This is a genomic window from Acinetobacter sp. AOR34_HL (assembly GCF_027854795.1).
In the GTDB taxonomy this organism is placed as follows: domain Bacteria; phylum Pseudomonadota; class Gammaproteobacteria; order Pseudomonadales; family Moraxellaceae; genus Acinetobacter; species Acinetobacter junii.
In genome coordinates, this window is sequence record NZ_JAKTID010000041.1 from 19,707 (window position 1) to 37,175 (window position 17,469).

15 protein-coding genes, 2 tRNA genes and 1 riboswitch are annotated in these 17,469 nt (G+C 40.7%); of the genes, 11 read left to right on the plus strand and 6 right to left on the minus strand.

The genetic code is table 11. The annotated features are described in order from the left end of the window. Positions 1 to 5: 5 nt before the first annotated feature. Both MKL32_RS06665 and MKL32_RS06670 read right to left on the minus strand, forming a co-directional pair. Positions 6 to 680, minus strand: a complete 675-nt coding sequence (locus tag MKL32_RS06665) for an HAD-IA family hydrolase (RefSeq protein ID WP_270900327.1) — start codon at positions 678 to 680, stop codon at positions 6 to 8. Continuing rightward, positions 677 to 1,609 carry an RluA family pseudouridine synthase gene (locus tag MKL32_RS06670; RefSeq protein WP_126131655.1) on the minus strand — a complete coding sequence of 311 codons (933 nt, stop codon included), beginning with the start codon at positions 1,607 to 1,609 and terminating at the stop codon, positions 677 to 679. The genes MKL32_RS06665 and MKL32_RS06670 overlap by 4 nt, the downstream gene beginning before the upstream one ends. Positions 1,610 to 2,399: 790 nt before the next feature. On the opposite strand from MKL32_RS06670, the gene MKL32_RS06675 reads away from it, so the two are divergent. The 5 genes from MKL32_RS06675 (at position 2,400) to MKL32_RS06695 (ending at position 9,679) form a co-directional block, all read left to right on the plus strand. Beyond that, a complete protein-coding gene (locus MKL32_RS06675) occupies positions 2,400 to 5,756 on the plus strand; it encodes an Rne/Rng family ribonuclease (protein ID WP_126131657.1) in 3,357 nt (1,118 codons plus the stop codon). A gap of 194 nt (positions 5,757 to 5,950) precedes the next feature. Then, positions 5,951 to 7,792, plus strand: coding sequence for a long-chain-acyl-CoA synthetase (locus tag MKL32_RS06680; protein ID WP_126131658.1), 1,842 nt, complete (start codon positions 5,951 to 5,953; stop codon positions 7,790 to 7,792). A 173-nt stretch (positions 7,793 to 7,965) separates the two neighbouring features. Then, positions 7,966 to 8,041 (plus strand) — tRNA-Lys (locus MKL32_RS06685). A gap of 119 nt (positions 8,042 to 8,160) precedes the next feature. Further along, positions 8,161 to 8,236 (plus strand) — tRNA-Lys (locus MKL32_RS06690). A 267-nt stretch (positions 8,237 to 8,503) separates the two neighbouring features. Continuing rightward, positions 8,504 to 9,679 carry a DUF4382 domain-containing protein gene (locus MKL32_RS06695; RefSeq protein WP_126131659.1) on the plus strand — a complete coding sequence of 392 codons (1,176 nt, stop codon included), beginning with the start codon at positions 8,504 to 8,506 and terminating at the stop codon, positions 9,677 to 9,679. Positions 9,680 to 9,725: 46 nt separating this feature from the next. On the opposite strand, the gene hemW is transcribed toward MKL32_RS06695, so the two are convergent. Beyond that, the gene (hemW, locus tag MKL32_RS06700; protein ID WP_212388032.1) at positions 9,726 to 10,880 is read right to left on the minus strand and encodes a radical SAM family heme chaperone HemW; all 1,155 of its coding nucleotides are present in this window, start codon (positions 10,878 to 10,880) and stop codon (positions 9,726 to 9,728) included. Between the two features lie 136 nt (positions 10,881 to 11,016). On the opposite strand from hemW, the gene MKL32_RS06705 reads away from it, so the two are divergent. The 4 genes from MKL32_RS06705 (at position 11,017) to MKL32_RS06720 (ending at position 14,735) form a co-directional block, all read left to right on the plus strand. Beyond that, on the plus strand, positions 11,017 to 11,478 hold the full coding sequence (locus MKL32_RS06705; protein WP_099949258.1) for a DMT family transporter: 462 nt from the start codon (positions 11,017 to 11,019) through the stop codon (positions 11,476 to 11,478). Between the two features lie 36 nt (positions 11,479 to 11,514). After that, positions 11,515 to 12,864, plus strand: a complete 1,350-nt coding sequence (locus tag MKL32_RS06710; protein ID WP_270900328.1) for an MATE family efflux transporter — start codon at positions 11,515 to 11,517, stop codon at positions 12,862 to 12,864. 182 nt (positions 12,865 to 13,046) lie between these two features. Next, complete coding sequence (locus MKL32_RS06715; protein WP_004957620.1) at positions 13,047 to 14,339, plus strand: ABC1 kinase family protein; 1,293 nt, start codon at positions 13,047 to 13,049, stop codon at positions 14,337 to 14,339. Between the two features lie 141 nt (positions 14,340 to 14,480). Beyond that, positions 14,481 to 14,735, plus strand: coding sequence for a type B 50S ribosomal protein L31 (locus MKL32_RS06720; RefSeq protein ID WP_004916670.1), 255 nt, complete (start codon positions 14,481 to 14,483; stop codon positions 14,733 to 14,735). A gap of 94 nt (positions 14,736 to 14,829) precedes the next feature. On the opposite strand, the gene MKL32_RS06725 is transcribed toward MKL32_RS06720, so the two are convergent. From MKL32_RS06725 to MKL32_RS06735, 3 genes are all read right to left on the minus strand, one after another. Continuing rightward, the gene (locus tag MKL32_RS06725; protein ID WP_004916672.1) at positions 14,830 to 15,162 is read right to left on the minus strand and encodes a DUF190 domain-containing protein; all 333 of its coding nucleotides are present in this window, start codon (positions 15,160 to 15,162) and stop codon (positions 14,830 to 14,832) included. A gap of 15 nt (positions 15,163 to 15,177) precedes the next feature. Then, positions 15,178 to 15,558 (minus strand): fluoride efflux transporter CrcB, encoded by a 381-nt coding sequence (gene crcB / locus MKL32_RS06730; protein ID WP_270900329.1) that lies wholly within the window; start codon positions 15,556 to 15,558, stop codon positions 15,178 to 15,180. Positions 15,559 to 15,675: 117 nt separating this feature from the next. Continuing rightward, positions 15,676 to 15,742: riboswitch (Fluoride riboswitch) on the minus strand. A 76-nt stretch (positions 15,743 to 15,818) separates the two neighbouring features. Then, complete coding sequence (locus tag MKL32_RS06735) at positions 15,819 to 16,667, minus strand: DUF2071 domain-containing protein (protein ID WP_270900330.1); 849 nt, start codon at positions 16,665 to 16,667, stop codon at positions 15,819 to 15,821. Between the two features lie 139 nt (positions 16,668 to 16,806). On the opposite strand from MKL32_RS06735, the gene MKL32_RS06740 reads away from it, so the two are divergent. Then, a complete protein-coding gene (locus MKL32_RS06740) occupies positions 16,807 to 17,139 on the plus strand; it encodes a HopJ type III effector protein (protein ID WP_004958735.1) in 333 nt (110 codons plus the stop codon). A 122-nt stretch (positions 17,140 to 17,261) separates the two neighbouring features. Further along, positions 17,262 to 17,469 (plus strand): DUF4372 domain-containing protein (locus MKL32_RS06745; protein ID WP_136695017.1); only part of this gene is annotated, 208 nt, incomplete at its 3' end.

Sequence of the window (17,469 nt, forward strand, 5' to 3'; positions counted from 1 at the left end):
GTTGTTTAACTTTCAGTTAAAGCAAACTCAGCTAAGTGATTGCGCAAATACTGATGCAACTCCGCCACATCATTTGCAATCGTCAAAGGTTGATACTGCACTAATGTTTCAACAGTATGCACTCCATAACTCACCCCAATTCGAGGCATACCAATATTTTGAGCCATCTCAAGATCATAACTGGTATCACCTACCATAATTGCAGATTCAGCATCCACATCCATTTCCGTTAGTATTTCTTGCAACATCAGCGGATCTGGTTTTGACTTAGTTTCACTAGCTGCGCGGGTAATATCAAAAATGTGATGGCTATTGGTTTGGCTCAAAACTCGATCTAAACCTTTACGACTTTTACCTGTCGCCACAGCAAGTTTTAAACCTTGTTGTTTTAACTCTTCTAAAAGTTCAGCAACACCCGCAAACCAAGCATCACCTTTAGAGTTGGCAACATAATGATCTGCATAGCATTGCAAAATATCTTGCTGTAAATGCGGTACCTGTGGAAATAAAATTTGCATGACTTCAGGTAAGCCTAAACCAATAATACTTTTTGCAGCATCATCGGTAAGCGGTTGTTCAAACTGCTGTGCTGCGTATTGCAGACTTGCCACGATTTGCCCAACCGAGTCAAACAACGTCCCATCCCAATCAAAAATGACTAATTCAACATTCTGACTCATTTTTGCTTTCTCAACTCATTAATCACCTGTTGCATATCTTCAGGCATTGGTGCTTCGATGGTTGGGTAGTTCGGAATATCTAAGCGCATTGCATGCAAGCATAAACGGCGTGCTTCAGGACCTGTATAAGCTGTATTGTGACCATACTTATCATCCCCAATCAAAGGATGCCCGATACTTAGACCATGTACACGAATTTGATGTGTACGACCTGACAATGGTGAAGCGTGGACTAATGTTGCGGCTTTAAATCGCTCAATCACCTTCCATTCCGTCTTGCTAGGTTTACCTTCTTTAGTGACACGGACACGTCGCTCACCATTCGCAAGTTCATAACGAAGCAAAGGCGCATCAATCAATTGCTGATCCAAACTCACTTGCCCTTTAACGATTGCTGTATAGGTCTTTTTAATCTTATGCTCACGCAATAAGTCCTGAAGTAACTTGAGGGTACTTCGCTTCTTACTAATCATCACTAGACCGGAGGTATCACGGTCAATACGATGAATTAATTCTAAATATTTTTTGCCTGTCGCAGCACGCATGGCTTCAATCAAGCCATATGCAACCCCGCTACCACCATGAACGGCAATACCAGATGGTTTATTCACCACTAATAAGCCTTCATCTTCGTAAACCACTCGACCGAGTAAACTTTGCGCTACACCATCACTCACAGGTGCATCGGTTTCATCTTTTTGTTCATAACGAATCGGCGCAACTCGAATTTGGTCACCAATACTCAGTCGTGTTTCTGCTTTTATTCTTTTTTTGTTGACACGAACCTGTCCTTCACGAATCAAACGATAGATTCGACTTTTAGGAACACCTTTTAATCGGGTAAATAAAAAATTATCGATTCGCTGCCCTTCTTGATGCTCATCCACGTCAAACCAAGTGACACTTTGCCATTGTTGTGTAGAATTCATACGTTCGATTCATCCAAGATTTGCTAAATACGATTAAAAAATGATCATTTAGCTAAGTTATTTCACAAGAAACCTAAACTTAGCCCATAGGCAGATGCCGCAAGGTTTGATATATTCAGCGCACGGATACCACCGTAAGTGAGCATCAAATCAGAAATTTTATTTAGATAAAATTTTAAATCGATGAGATCTTCACCAACAACTCGGATAGGTCCTAAAGAATTATGCCGACGCCGAAGGCTTATTATATCGGCAAAATGACAAACTGTTGCGTTTAATTGTGCATCAGCACATGCAGTTTGCTCAGAAAAAATATGTCGCCAGCAATTTGTTGGTTATTAAACGTAAACTGATCCACATCAGACAATTTGCTCCCTGATGTCGCATTCAGGCTAAAGCGTTGATGCATTGGAACTGCTAAGCAGTGATACGATGATCATTCCGTATCAAGACTTCCAGATGGATCGACTTCAATGCTTAATGACAGTGAAAGTCACCATCCAATGCACCGCTCACCCGCCAGTGAAGCGTACAGGAAACTTTGATTATGTCGGGGTCTTACCATATTTCTCAGATGCAAGACAGAGATGAAATATCAACAGACCAAAGATAGAAGCAGTATTGCCAACATCGAAACAACCGTATCAAAGCCCAAACTGGAAATTTACAGTCAGTGGTTTCAGAGCTTCGCAAATAAAAGTAGCCTCTGAGTCTTGATCGCGTCAATTTGATGTTTGCTCAAAAGTATTGAGCTTGTTGTTTGTGTGCATCACTATTAGGTGTCACACCCATGAAACGTATGTTGATTAATGCAACCCACGCCGAAGAAGTTCGCGTTGCACTTATCACTGGTAATCGCCTTTACGATTTCGATTTAGAAAACCGTACTCGTGAACAAAAAAAATCAAACATCTACAAAGGTCACGTCACTCGCGTTGAACCATCTTTAGAAGCGGTTTTCGTCGAGTATGGCGCTCAGCGTCAAGGTTTCCTTTCAATGCGAGAAATTGCAAACTCGTATTTCAAAGCAGATCCTCGTCAAACTTCTAACATTCGTGAACTAATCACTGAAGGTACTGAACTACTCGTTCAAGTTGAGAAAGAAGAGCGTGGCAACAAAGGTGCTGCCCTCTCTACCTTTATTTCTCTTGCAGGTCGTTATTTAGTTCTTATGCCAAACAACCCGAAAGGTGGTGGTATCAGCCGTCAAATTTCAGGTTCTGTGCGTGAAGAGCTAAAAGAAATTTTATCTTCTCTAAATGTACCTCGTGGCATGAGCGTGATTGTTCGTACCGCAGGTATCGGTCGCACCCAAGAAGAACTTCAACTGGATTTACAACATTTGTTGGATCTTTGGGCTCAAATTCAAAGCTCTGCAAGTTCAGGCCCATCACCAATGCTTGTTCACCAAGAAGCGGGGGTAGTGACGCGTGCTATTCGTGATTACTTACGTGATGACGTTGCAGAAATCTTGATTGATAGCGAGCAGGCATATAACGAAGCGTATAACTTTGTTAAAGCAGTAATGCCACGTCAGCTTGATAAGTTAAAAACTTATACCTTGAATGAGCCTTTATTTGCTCACTTCGGGATTGAAAGTCAAATCCAAACTGCTTATGAACGCGAAGTAAAACTTCCTTCAGGTGGTTCAATTGTGATTGATCAAACTGAAGCTTTAGTTTCAATTGATATTAACTCAGCGAAATCAACGCGTGGTCACGATGTTGAAGAAACTGCATTAAATACCAATTTAGAAGCAGCTGAAGAAATTGCGCGTCAACTTCGCTTACGTGATATTGGCGGTTTAGTTGTGATCGATTTCATCGACATGACCAAAGATCGCAACCAACGTATGGTTGAAGCGAAATTACGTGAAGCGACACAAAGCGATCGTGCACGTATCCAGTTCGGTCAACTTTCACGTTTTGGTCTGATGGAAATGAGCCGTCAGCGCTTACGTCCTTCTTTAGAAGAAGCGACAGGTTATGTGTGCCCACGCTGTCATGGCACAGGAATGGTTCGTGACTTACGTTCACTGTCACTTTCGATTATGCGTAAAGTTGAAGAAATTGCTTTACGTGAACGCCAAGGTGAAGTTCAAGTTGAAGTACCTGTTGAAATCGCTGCGTTCTTATTGAATGAAAAGCGTCACAGCCTGGTTTATCTTGAACAAACTTCAAATGTACGTGTCACTGTGTTGCCTCACCCGCACTTGGAAACACCACATTATCAAATCCAGTTCAATCCAGATGGCTTTGCTCCATCTAGCTATGAACGTACTGAAGCAACTCGTTCAAGTGAAAAAGAACTTGGTTATGAGTCTTCTGATTGGCATTTAGAAGAAGCAGATCACAGCCATCCAGCTGCTCCTACACAAAATGCAACAGCACCACAAAAGAAAGCCCATCAAGCTCAAGCTGCGCAAGCAAAACCAGCTCAAGCCACTGTACAGAAATCAGCAAGTCCTTGTGCTTGGTTAGAGAACTTATTTGTTCAAAAACAAGCTCAAACTACTGATCAATCTCGTTCTGCACAAAATGCTGCTGCTGCGATTGAGCAAATGATCAATAACGGCGCAGTAAGTCGTGGTCAGTTTGGACAAGTGAATATCCCTGCTCCTGCAGCTGTAGAAACACCTGCCCCTGCAAGCAATAACGCTTATATTTCACAAGCACCAGCAAAACAAGAAGCACGTGAAACATTTGAAAAAGACGAAAAATCTCATCGTCCTAATCAAAACCAGAAGAAGCGCAAACATAAAGAACAACGTGAGCAACACTCACATGCACATGAACCACAAAATCAAGTGCATGAAGAAGTGACTCAAGTTTCACGTCATGAACAACGTCAAGAACAACGTGATCAAAAACGCCAGCAAAAGCGTCATCAACCTCAAGAAGCTCAGCAGCAACATCAAGAGACTGCAGTGAATGAGTCTGCGCCTTTGCCACGTCGTGATCGCAATAACCAACAACGTCCGAACCGACCAAACCGTCATCGTGACCAAAGTGTTTTAAATGAAACTCCAGTAGTCACAGCTGAAGCGGCAGTTAATCCACAACAAGTAAAAGTGGACGTTGTTGATGCACCACGTGCGGAAGCGATGAACACGGCATTGATCGTAAATATTGATCAAGGTCAAAGTGAAATCGTTGCAATTAATGCAGAAAAAGCACCGTTAGATGTGCCTCACACTGAGTCTGTAAAAGCTGTAATTGCGATAGCAGAAACAGTTGAGCCAACAAAAGCGGCACAGCCAGAAGTTGAAGAAACTGCTGTTGTTGAGCCATCAACTCAAGTAGCGCCTGTAAAACGTGCAAGTAACGATCCTCGTTCACGTCGCCGTTCGCATCAAGGTGGCGGGCATACTAATCAAAAGCCAGCACCTAAAATTGCGCCCTCGCAGATACCAACCTTAGGGCAATATACTATTGGTGGTCTGATTCGCCATATCTATGGTGAAGATTGCACAATTTTGATTGAACAATTTGGTTTAGTCACAACGTTCAACCGTGCATTACAAAAGTTCGCTGAACAATACGCAAGTAGTATTGCAGTAGAAACTGTTGTGGTTGAAGAAAAGCGTCCTGTTACACGTGATGCTGTTCTTCCTTCACAGAAGCCAACTCAGGAAGCAGAACCTGCACCAGTGTTACCGTTAACACCACCTGAAGCTCCTGTGACTCGCGTTGCAAATGACCCTCGTGAACGCCGTCGCCTTGCCAAACTTGCTGCGGAACAAGCGAAAGAAGCACATATTGCAGCGAACGCTTCAGTAGCTCAACCAGCAACTACCGCAGAGACGCCAGTTGTAGCGAAAGAAGCTGAACCAGCAACTTCTACTTCAGAGCCAGTTGATGCAATTCCTGAGCAACAACCTCTCGAGCTCACAACGGCAACAGAAGTGCAGGATGCTCAAGAAACTGCTGCAGAAGTAATTGAAGAAGCACAAACCACTGTTCTTCAACAAGAAGCAACTGAAACAGAAACCGTTGAAGTCGCTGTAGCCGAAGAAAAAGTAGAGACTGTTGTTGAAGGTGATGAGACTGAAGCGGAAGATGAAGCTGCGAAACTAGAGAAAGATAAATCTAGTCGCCCTCGTCGCCCTCGTGGTCGTCCACCGAAAAAAGCAACTGCAGGCAATTAATAATTTGCTAAATTGCACACAATAAGCACAAGCCTAGTCATTTCGATGACTAGGCTTTTTTGTTATTTTGTCAGATTAGGTTGATTGCTCTAGGAACTTCCCATTAAAAAACAGCATTAACAACAATGATCTTAATGGTTGTGTTCCAACAGATAGCCATTTTTTGGATTGATCGAAAAATAAACAGGATTGATATGAGCCAAACTACACAGACCGATATTATTACCCTTAGTGATGTCGCAACTCGCCTTCCCAACTTCATCACAAAAGTACCTCATATCCTCAATGGTCTTAAACAGGCTTATTTGCGGACGCCTACTTCCCCAGCAGGCTTAGGAATTGCCTTTGAAAAAGCAGTTAAGCGTAATCCGCAAGGAATCGCCCTGTTATTTGAAGATCAACGTTATAGCTACAGTGCTTTGAACGAATGGGCAAACCAAATTGCGCATTACTACTTGTCGATTGGGGCAAAAAAAGGTGATGTAATTGCAGTGATGGTCGAAAACCGCCCTGAATTGATTGCCACTATTGTTGCTTTAGCTAAAATTGGCGTAACGATTGCACTTGTAAATACATCACAGGTCGGCAAAGTTCTAGCACACAGTATTAACTTAGTTAATCCTATCGCGGTGATTGCTGGCGAAGAAGTACGAGCTGCGATAGATGAAATTCGTCAAAATTTAACTGTTGCTCAAGATCGTTTCCATTGGTTTGCAGATCAAGAAACTCGTCAAAATGCCGGTGTAGCACCTAAAGGCTATGTCAATCTTGCTCAACAAATTGATCAATTCCCTAAATTCAATCCATCAACCACACACACTGTGACAGGTAAAGATGGATTATTCTATATCTATACATCTGGCACGACAGGCTTGCCTAAAGCAGTAATCTTCACGCATAGCCGTTGGACACTTGCTTATGGTACATACGGTCATATTCTAAATTTAGGTAAAGATGACGTAATGTATGTCACTTTACCGCTCTATCATGCAACAGGCGTCGTTGTGTGCTGGTGTGGTGTGATTGCTGGTAGCGCAACTTTAGCTGTACGTCGAAAATACTCGACGAGTGCATTCTGGAAAGATGTTCAGAAATTTAATGCGTCAGCGATCGGTTATGTCGGTGAATTATGTCGTTACCTCATGGATGCACCAGTTACAGAACTTGACCGTGCTCACCGTGTTACCAAAATGATTGGTAATGGTATGAGACCAAATATTTGGGGCAAATTCAAAGAGCGCTTTGGTGTTCAAGAAGTCCTTGAGCTTTATGCATCAAGTGAAGGTAACGTTGGCTTCAGCAATATTTTCAACTTTGACAATACAGTTGGTTTTTCTCCAACACCATATGCAATTGTTGAATATGACAAAGAGAAAAACGAACTAGTACGTGACAGCAAGGGTTATTGCAAGAAAGTCAAAACAGGGCAAGTCGGCTTACTCGTAGGTAAGATTACTAGCCGTTCACCTTTCGATGGTTATACTGATCCTGAGAAAAACAAATCAGTTATCTTGAAAGATGTTTTTACTAAAGGTGATTCGTATTTCAACACAGGTGATTTAGTACGTGATATTGGCTTCCGTCATGCACAGTTTGTAGATCGTTTGGGTGATACTTTCCGTTGGAAAGGTGAGAACGTTTCAACGACTGAAGTTGAAAACATGGTTTCTGAATACGAAAAGATCGCTGAAGCTGTTGTTTATGGTGTAGAAATTCCAAACACCAATGGTCGTGCAGGTATGGCTGCTATCACTTTAACCGATGGCGCTGAACTGAATGATAATGACCTTACAGAAATGGTCAGTGTATTCAAGAAATGCTTACCAGCTTATGCGATTCCGGTGTTCTTACGCGTACAAGCCAAAGTTGAAACAACAGGTACCTTTAAGTATCAAAAGAATAAGCTGAAAGAAGATGCATTTGACCCAAGCAAAACAGATGAACGCTTGTTGGTTTTATTACCAGGCGCAACGAGCTACTGTGATGTAAATGCTGAAATCTTTGAGAATATTCAGGCATATCAATACCGTTTCTAGTTTATTTTTTAGCTAAACAAGAGGAAATCGTGCTTTTTATAAACAATCATGCAGATGTTTTTAAATTTCCTCTTGTGTTAGCTGAATAAGTTGCTAGAATACGCAACATCAAAACGAAGACGCACTTAGAACTGATTAGTTTTACTTGCGAAGCATGTTTAATCACTTGCTTAGGGTCGTTAGCTCAGTTGGTAGAGCAGCGGACTTTTAATCCGTTGGTCCCGCGTTCGAGTCGCGGACGACCCACCACTTAATGTTTTGATAGTTTGTAAAATGTATTTTACAAACGCCTGTAAGAGGTTTAACTTAGAAAAATCATAGATTTTCTCTAAGGTCTAAGTAAAGGTTATTTTACTTACCCTCACTCAGGGTCGTTAGCTCAGTTGGTAGAGCAGCGGACTTTTAATCCGTTGGTCCCGCGTTCGAGTCGCGGACGACCCACCAAATTCTAAAAAACCTCATCATATGATGAGGTTTTTTTATGCCTATTCATGACGTTAATATCTGTGAAGTTAGGATTTGTGATTACTTCATCTAAAATGATATCTAATCATGATCTACAACTATCTTTATGTATAAAACAGAAACCAGCTCACACCAATTTAGTCAATAAAAACAAATATTTATAATTATACAACATAGTATTTTGACAAAATCTTTTATATTCCGAAAACAATTTTACATACTATTCTCGGATGAAAGGACCTATTCATGAAGAATATTCAATTGATTAGCTTGGTTGCTATAACTTCTTTAGGCTTAGTTGCATGTGGTGGTGGAAGCAGCGCTGATAATAATTCAAACAATACAGGCACGCTCAATGTCAGCCTAACCGATAACCCTGCTTGTGGAATGGATAACGTCTATGTCACTGTCAAAGAGGTAAAAGTACATAGCAGTAGTACAGCAAAAGATAGCGATGCAGGCTGGTATTCAGTAAAACTAGCTAATCCTAAAAAAATAGATTTACTTACACTGACCAATGGTACTCTCACAACTTTAGGACAGACCCCTCTTCCAGCTGGGCGCTATACACAAATCCGTTTAGTTCTGGATCAAAATCAAGGATCAAAATGGGCTAACTCTGTTGTTCCTACAGGAGGTACCGAGCTAGCATTGACGACACCGAGCGCGGCTCAGAGTGGCTATAAAGTCGTGGGATCATTTGATGTAAAGCCAGACACACTAGTTGACCTTGTTTTAGATTTTGATGCATGCCAATCTATTGTGAAACGTGGAAATGGTTCATACAACCTGAAACCAGTTGTCACAGCAACACCACAAGTTGTGAGTGGAACCATCAGTGGCTTCGTCAGCCCAAGCCTTGCTCAAGCAGGTGCAACCGTTTATGCACAGCAAAATGGTGAAATCATTAAAGGTACTCCTGTACCAGCGACAGGTGACTTTAAATTAATGCCACTTGTCCAAAGTAAAACTAATGGCAACTATGACATTGTTATAACCGCTCCTGGATATGCAACTGCAGTGATTAAATCAGTTCCAGTCACCGCTGAACAAACCACCACCATTTCTACTCAAGCATTACCGATTAATACAAATGTAACAACACACTATCGTGTTAGTGGAACAGCGACTCCAAGCAGCGACTTAATTAAAGTCAATGCAAAACAAACTAGTGGTGGTACGACTTATACAGTAAATACCATCAATGCGACTTTAGACACTGGTGCCTATAGCTTATCCTTAAGTACAGGTGCACCTTATTTAGGTCCATACACAGGTACATTGCCAATCGTATTAACTCCTGATAATACCGTAAATGGACAATACACTATCAGTGCGACCGATACAGTAAAAGCAACGACTCAAAATGCGCCTGTTACGATTTCAACGATGGATGTAAACAACATTAACTTTAATTTTTAATATTTGTGCTCCCTTTAGCAATGCTCGTTAAAGGGAGTTTTTGTTCTTATAAGAATGATTCTAAGACTGAATTTAAAAAAATATGCCCCTGCTCAGTACAAGCAATTTTACTTGTATCATCAAGCAATAATTTTTTCTGACGTAATTTACTCAATGGTGTTTGCAGGTGATTTAAATCTAAACCAGTTCTTTGCTGATAAAGCTCAGCAGCAACACCTTCATTCAAACGTAAAGCATTCATCATAAACTCAAAAGGTAGCTCATCAGCCCCGATACGTTTCATTTGTAGATGTTCGGCAGGAACTTTAGCAAGATAATCTTTTGGTAAACGCGTTTTTTGGAAACGGTATACTCCATCCGGTCTTGTGACCTTGCCATGTGCACCAGCACCAATCGCCAAATAATCCCCAAATTGCCAGTAATTCAAATTATGGGCAGATGGCTTTTCTTTTCTCCATGCTGACACCTCGTAATTAATAAAACCATTCGCAATTAAATATGCTTCACCCAGTTCTTGAATCTGCTCCAAAATCTCATCTTGCGGTAAAGCAGGTTGCGTTCGAAAGAAAACCGTATTCGGCTCAATCGTAAGTTGATACCAACTGATGTGCGTTGCACCATGCTCTACAGCCAACTTAAGATCTGTTAGAGCTTGCTCGATAGTTTGCGAGGGTAAACCATGCATAAGATCTACATTGACGCGCTCAAAGCCTGCTTGACGAGCCTGCTGTATTGCATCCATAGCATTGTGCGCGGAATGGATACGACCTAAGCGTTGTAAGTGCTCTGTATCAAAGCTTTGCACACCAATCGACAGGCGATTGATCCCAACAGAAAGATAATCCGCAAAAGAATCATGCTCTACCGTTCCAGGGTTTGCTTCTAAGGTAATCTCACAATCATCTGAGAAACTTAAACGTGCTTTAAGCTGGTCAAAAAGCCACTGATAGCCTTGAGCGGAAATCAACGATGGTGTTCCACCACCAATAAATACGCTATGAATTAATCTTCCCTGCGCCATTTCAACTTGTGTTTCAAAGTCAGCGACCAATGCTGTTAAATACTGCTGTTCCAAATCCATTGAGAGTTGACCATCAGGCACAGCGTGTGAATTGAAGTCACAGTAAGGACACTTACGCACACACCAAGGCATATGGATATACAAGGAAAGTGGGATATTAATTGGATTTAACAGACTCAAAGTAGAAGCTCAATGACAGAACATCGCTATTTTAACATGACTCTTAAAGAGTCTGTTGCTGCTTCTATAGACACGGCTTATCATCCTGTAAGTATTCAGTTAGACTGAGATAACGAAGAACAATTACATTGAGATGATGATGAAAATTTCTAGCCAATTGCTACTCTTTCTGCCTTTAGCCTTTGGAGTAGGAATTGCAATGGCATTTCAAACTGCAATAAATTCACAATTGAGAGAACATTTAAGCTCTCCCCTTCAAGCAGCATTTCTTTCGTTTCTCATCGGTACTGCTGTTTTAGCGGCACTCGTCTATTTTCAGGATGCATCTAAACCAAATTTACATGAACTTTCAAGCATTCCATGGTATTTATGGATTGGTGGATTTCTCGGTGTTTATGCGATTAGCATGAGTATTTATACTGCTCCAAAATTAGGTTTTCTCACATTTTCAGGATTAGTTATTTTTGGTCAGATCGCTATTTCAATGCTGCTCGATCATTTTGGCTGGTTAGGTACAGATAAAGCACCTATCAACTGGCAGCGTTTACTCGGTGGTATCATTATTTTTATTGGCGTTTTACTCACTTTACAGCGCTAACGTTTCTTCCGTTTTTAATAAATAAGAGTATTTTTTGTGTTACAAGCAACCAGCAAGCGCTATGAATTAAAACAACTGTTTCACTTGATGCTACCAATACTAATCACTCAGTTTGCCCAAGCTGGATTAGGCTTGATTGATACAATTATGGCAGGTCATCTTTCTGCTGGCGATCTTGCTGCAATTGCTGTGGGTGTGGGTCTGTGGATTCCTATCATGCTGTTGTTTGCTGGGATTATGATTGCGACCACACCACTCGTCGCTGAAGCACGTGGTGCTAAAACACCTGAAAAAATTCCAACTATCGCACGTCAATCGTTATGGGTAGCACTGATTCTAGGTGTCGTTGCAATGTTTATTTTGCAATGTATGCCACTTTTGTTGCCTTACTTTGGCGTACCAGTACATCTCCTCCCGAAAGCCAGCCTATTCCTACATGCGATTGGTTTTGGTATGCCTGCTGTAATGATGTATGCAGCTTTACGTAGCTATTCAGAAGCGCTTGGACATCCTCGCCCAGTCACAGTAATCAGTTTATTGGCACTCTTAGTACTGATTCCACTGAACTTCATTTTCATGTATGGCTTTGGGCCAATACCAGCTTTAGGCAGTGCTGGATGTGGCTTTGCGACAGCGATTCTACAATGGTTAATGTTCATTACACTTGCAATATACATTTCTAAAGCAAGTGCATATAAACAAGCTCCTATTTTTACGCAATGGGAAAACATAGACCCAACTTGGGTTAAACGAATTTTAAAACTTGGCTTTCCAATTGGCTTAGCGGTTTTCTTTGAGGTCAGTATTTTTAGCACAGGTGCGTTGGTATTAGGACCACTGGGAGAAAATGCGATTGCAGCACATCAAATTGCAATTTCAGTCACATCTCAGTTATTTATGATTCCTTTATCCTTAGCGATTGCCTTAACAATTCGGGTCGGGATGTATTATGGGGAAAAGAATTGGCAAGCTATGCGCCAAGCACAGAAAGTAGGATTGATGAGTGCGACATTCTTTGCATTGTGCACGATGCTTCTGATTGCCTCTGCTCGACCATATATCGTTGCAATCTATACCAATGATATAGATGTGATCCCCATGGCGATGTATCTGCTATGGTTTGCAATGGCATACCAATTAATGGATGCATGGCAAGTAAGCGCTGCAGGCTGCCTACGTGGTATGCAAGACACTCAAGCCCCGATGTGGATTACACTGATGGCATACTGGGTGATTGCTTTCCCAATCGGTTTGTATTTAGCTCGTTATACGATTTGGGGTGTTGCAGGTGTTTGGTTAGGTTTAATTATTGGCTTAACGATTGCTTGTGTATTATTGATTTGTCGTTTGTATTTAAACAATCAACGCTTAGAGAAAACACTATAAAGAATATTCGTTTCTAACGTATTCATGGTATAGAAAGCTCTAACAACTGAGCTTTCCATTTATTATCGACCTACTCATAAATAATGACTTACATCACTTAACATTTTCTTATAGGCAATTTAAGTTTTGTACCCTATGATCAAGATACTCCTTTGAGATAAAACAATTGAGGTCTAACGAATATGGCAAAGCATGCGAGTTCTTCCGGTAAACGCTTTTTAAAACTGGCAGGCATGACCGCAAGTATTGCAAGCAAAAGCGTGGCTAACTCTATTCGAAATCTCACTGCCGATGAAGAACAAAAAAATGCAGCACGTAGCCAACTTTTCCAAGATATCGGAATTCAAATCGCTGATACACTTGGAGAAATGAAAGGTGCTGTAATGAAGGTCGGACAGATTGCCTCTCAATACAAAGATATTTTTCCACCAGAAGTCGCCAAAGCGATTGCTAAGTTACAACGCCAAGCCCCTGCCATGCCTTTTGCTGCGATCCAGCAGCAAGTCGAAAAAGAGTTAGGCAAACCCTTAAACCAAATTTTTAGCTCTTTCGAAACCGAACCATTTGCAGCAGCATCCATCGGTCAAGTGCATCGTGCTATTTTGCCGAATGGGCAAGCAGTGGTAGTCAAAGTACAATATCCTGGTGTCGATCAAGCTTGTGAAAGCGATTTAAAACAGGTTCGCCTTGCTTTACGTTTAATGGGCGTATTAAAAATTGATAAAAAACTTCAAGATCAACTTTTTAAAGAAATCCAAGACAGTCTATCAGCTGAATTGAACTATGAAATTGAAGCTCAGAACCTAGAAGTATTTAAAACCTTTCATGAAAAACTCGATCAACAAGTGATTATACCTACCGTCTATAAAGACTATTCATCTCGCCGTGTACTCACACTCAGTTATGAAAAAGGTGAATCAATTGAAACGGCGAGTACGTGGTCTGTCGAAACACGCAATCAAATTGGTCGTCGAATCGTACGTGCGCTCGGACAAGAAATTTTCTTTTTAAGACGATTTCATTGCGATCCACACCCAGGTAACTTTGCATTTAGAGAAGATGGTAGCGTAATTATTTACGATTATGGCAGTGTAAAAACCTTATCACCTGAAATCGTTCAACATTTTAAATCTCTCGTCAATGCTGCTCGACAAGAGAATATTGCTCAAGTTGAAGACTTATTAGTCGAATTAAAGGCATTGGCTGAAAAAGAAAAGTTCCCTGACGAACTTTATAGTCAATGGATTGAAATTTTATTACGTCCGCTCAGTACACATTATGATTTTGCAGAAAACTCTTCACATCACGATGGCATGCGCCTAGTGAAAAAATCTTTAAAATATTGGGATGTATTTAAACCCTCTCCTGATACATTGATGGTGAATCGTACGGTATCTGGACATTACTGGAATCTCATTCATCTCAAAGTGCATGACAATCTGAACGATTTATTTGAAGAACTCGTGCCTAGTTAAATTTCTTAAAACTTAGTGCCCCTTACTTAATCGCAAGACGAAAATCTATATGTCATTTCAAAGCAAAACTTGAAATACTCAAAATTGACTTCATGTATTGTTATGTTATAACATTTCTATATAATTTTAGGAGTCTTAAAAATGCGCAAAGATATTCACCCTGCTTACCAACAAGTACTATTTCACGATACCAATGCCGATGCTTACTTCTTGATTGGTAGCACGATCCAAACCAAACAGACTAAAGAATATCAAGGTCAAGTTTACCCTTATGTGACGCTAGATATTTCAAGCGCATCACATCCGTTTTATACAGGCGAAGTACGTCAAGCAAGCAACGAAGGTCGTGTTGCGAGCTTCAATAAACGATTTGGTCGTTTTAGTCGTAAAGCTTAATCTTATTTTAAGTTTGACGCTGTACATTAGAAGCATTCGAAGTCTAAGGTTATATCTCCTCCACTTAGACTTCTTTTTTTATGTCAAAAATTTGTCATCCATCTCGCAGTGATGATTGTCCAATCACACCATATTCAACAGCCTGCTTGACATAAAATAGAGAAATCGCTTTATCCTCAAGAAATTCAAACAACGCTGTAGCCTGTTCATCATTCACGGCGAATTGAATTTGTACAGGCTGATCAGCCAACTCAAAAAATCCTGCAGAATGAATTTGCCCGCGATGATCCATGCCATGTGTTGCATTTATGACTGTTGCACCTCCCAACTTCATTTGTTGGGCAACGGACAATAACCATTCAACAATCGGTTGACCTTGGTACATTCGACTGCGTTCAGCATAAAAGGTAATTAAAAATCCATTCATAAGTTCTCTCCCGAACTATGCAGCACTCAACCACTGATGCAAGCTCATACCAATCAAAGTAAAGACGAGTGAACCAATCACGTGAATAACAATCGCAGCAACTGCATAGCTGAGCTTACCTTGTTGCAATAATGTAATGATCTCTGCCGAAAAGGTTGAAAAAGTCGTTAATGCGCCACAAAAACCTGTGATCACAAATAACTTATAATTTGGACTAAGTGCGCTTTGTGAAAAATATGAAATTGCAAATCCAATAATAAAACCACCAATAAAATTTACGGTGACCGTACCCAATGGAATCGCTGGAAAAATAGGATTGAGCTTTAAACCAATCAACCAACGTAGCCAAGCACCTAAGATTGATCCTAATGCAATTGAGATAAGTGGATAGTACATGATTTACTCCAAACTCAGATTTGGAGACAGTAATGCATTAAACATAGCGAGTACTTTTGCCATCTGCGGACTCCAGAAGATAAACAGAGCGCGCATAAACCTACGTTCGCTGTACAGGACAACGTAGGCATCATTAGCCAGTTTGGCGGTTTGTAAAAGGAGGAATGCCATCTCCTTCATCCTAAAATAACATAGATTTTGAACAACTCAACTTATGTTTTTTCCTGTGTATAACGCTTCAGTTATCCACAACCTGATGTTCAATTTAATATTTTTTCATTCAAGACGTGAAAATCTAGAGCAGGAATTACAAAAGCAAAAACATCTGCATCAGCGTCTATTTGGAACTGCTTTAGCAGTTCAGGGGGGCTTAGAGCAAGCACTTCTGCGGCTTGAATTTGCTCGAAGCAGACTGGCATTTGAATATCACCTTGCGACATTCGTTGGGGTTGATCAACCCACTCTGCCCATGCATGATCTTGATCAACTAGAAAATGCACAGCATCCGCCCATGAATCAAATAAATTCTGCCATGTTGCAGGTAAATTTTTTTCCTGTCGTATACCGACATGGCTCTTAAAAGAATAATCTTGATCTACATAAACCTCCGTCTGAATAGCCTGCTGTTTAGAATCAAATTCATGCTCGAACTTTGCAGCATATTGGGCAGGCATTACATCGCTTGCGAGACGACCACCAACAACATACAAAGCATGGTCAATCAAAACCTGTTCAAAAATGACTGTTTTAGGTGCCGTATCATTGAGATAAAAACGCCAGTTACTTTGTCGGGGAGAAGGCATCCAACGTCGAAATGGACCAAGAAAACGAAAGCCAAAATGATGATGTTGGTAACTGAGAATGGTAAAAACTGTTTTGCCCTGCCTTTCCCACAAATGAACCAGCTCAGGATAGCGTTCTCGAACCTGCTCGATATCAACTAACCATGATAAATACACAATATGACTGACCTGACTTTCAAATCGTATAAAAGGTAATAGACGCATGAAAAAGCGACGCACAGTCAAGATAAATTGACAGCTAAGCAGCAAGCTAAAATAACGGAGGAAAGGCTTGTGTTTAGGTACTTTAAAATGATGTCGATTCATTATTATTTATACATTTGATTTATCTTTTACAGCATAAACAGCTTGCCCTATTCGGTCTAGTTTCCACAGCATCAAACATCAACTTTCTTGATTCGATGGTATGATGCTCACATTCATTTTATACACATGGAATTTTAAAATGGCTCAAACCTTATTGGCACAACTGAAAGATGGTTCTGCAAAATTTGCTGATGTTATTGCCTTTATTGAAGCACGTTATCAACACACACCTACGGCTTTTCAAAATGGCGCTCAATTTAATGCTGCAACTGAGAACCAAGGAAGTGCAAAAGTCTTTAGTTTTGCTCAATTAGAAGGTTTAAACCAAGCAGATACTTTAAGTTTATTTGCGGAACATTATGCATCTGTGCTCGCAACACCTGAAGGAACAGATCACCAAAATATTCGTCAGTTTATGCAAAATGGCTGGGATGGTGTGAAATTTGAAGGTCAGGCATTGTCTGTAAAATAATCTAAAAAAGGAGGGATTAAAACCCACTACTGTCCCATAGTTTGCTTTAAATAAAAAAACCTGAGTCTAAATAGTTAAAATATGAGTGCAAACAAACACTTTAACTATAAAGGACTCAGGTTTTGTCACATCAGAATACCGTATTTCATCAATTACTCAAACCCATTCTAAGACAAGATTTTGAACGTCTGGCTAAACTGCACCACTCTGGGCAAAAATTAAGATCAGCCACCCGCTGGGATCAGTTTGTTGCCATATTGATGTCCCAACTTTCTTGTCGGCAAAGCTTAAGAGACATTCAATCCAATCTCGAATCCCAGCAGGAAAAGC

What these genes read in the sequence shown, in the direction of transcription:
- MKL32_RS06665 (WP_270900327.1), bottom strand. Translation starts at nt 680, where the DNA reads ATGAGTCAGAATGTTGAATTAGTCATTTTTGATTGGGATGGGACGTTG.
- MKL32_RS06670 (WP_126131655.1), bottom strand. Translation starts at nt 1,609, where the DNA reads ATGAATTCTACACAACAATGGCAAAGTGTCACTTGGTTTGACGTGGAT.
- MKL32_RS06675 (WP_126131657.1), top strand. Translation starts at nt 2,400, where the DNA reads ATGAAACGTATGTTGATTAATGCAACCCACGCCGAAGAAGTTCGCGTT.
- MKL32_RS06680 (WP_126131658.1), top strand. Translation starts at nt 5,951, where the DNA reads ATGAGCCAAACTACACAGACCGATATTATTACCCTTAGTGATGTCGCA.
- MKL32_RS06695 (WP_126131659.1), top strand. Translation starts at nt 8,504, where the DNA reads ATGAAGAATATTCAATTGATTAGCTTGGTTGCTATAACTTCTTTAGGC.
- MKL32_RS06705 (WP_099949258.1), top strand. Translation starts at nt 11,017, where the DNA reads ATGATGAAAATTTCTAGCCAATTGCTACTCTTTCTGCCTTTAGCCTTT.
- MKL32_RS06715 (WP_004957620.1), top strand. Translation starts at nt 13,047, where the DNA reads ATGGCAAAGCATGCGAGTTCTTCCGGTAAACGCTTTTTAAAACTGGCA.
- MKL32_RS06720 (WP_004916670.1), top strand. Translation starts at nt 14,481, where the DNA reads ATGCGCAAAGATATTCACCCTGCTTACCAACAAGTACTATTTCACGAT.
- MKL32_RS06725 (WP_004916672.1), bottom strand. Translation starts at nt 15,162, where the DNA reads ATGAATGGATTTTTAATTACCTTTTATGCTGAACGCAGTCGAATGTAC.
- crcB (WP_270900329.1), bottom strand. Translation starts at nt 15,558, where the DNA reads ATGTACTATCCACTTATCTCAATTGCATTAGGATCAATCTTAGGTGCT.
- MKL32_RS06735 (WP_270900330.1), bottom strand. Translation starts at nt 16,667, where the DNA reads ATGAATCGACATCATTTTAAAGTACCTAAACACAAGCCTTTCCTCCGT.
- MKL32_RS06740 (WP_004958735.1), top strand. Translation starts at nt 16,807, where the DNA reads ATGGCTCAAACCTTATTGGCACAACTGAAAGATGGTTCTGCAAAATTT.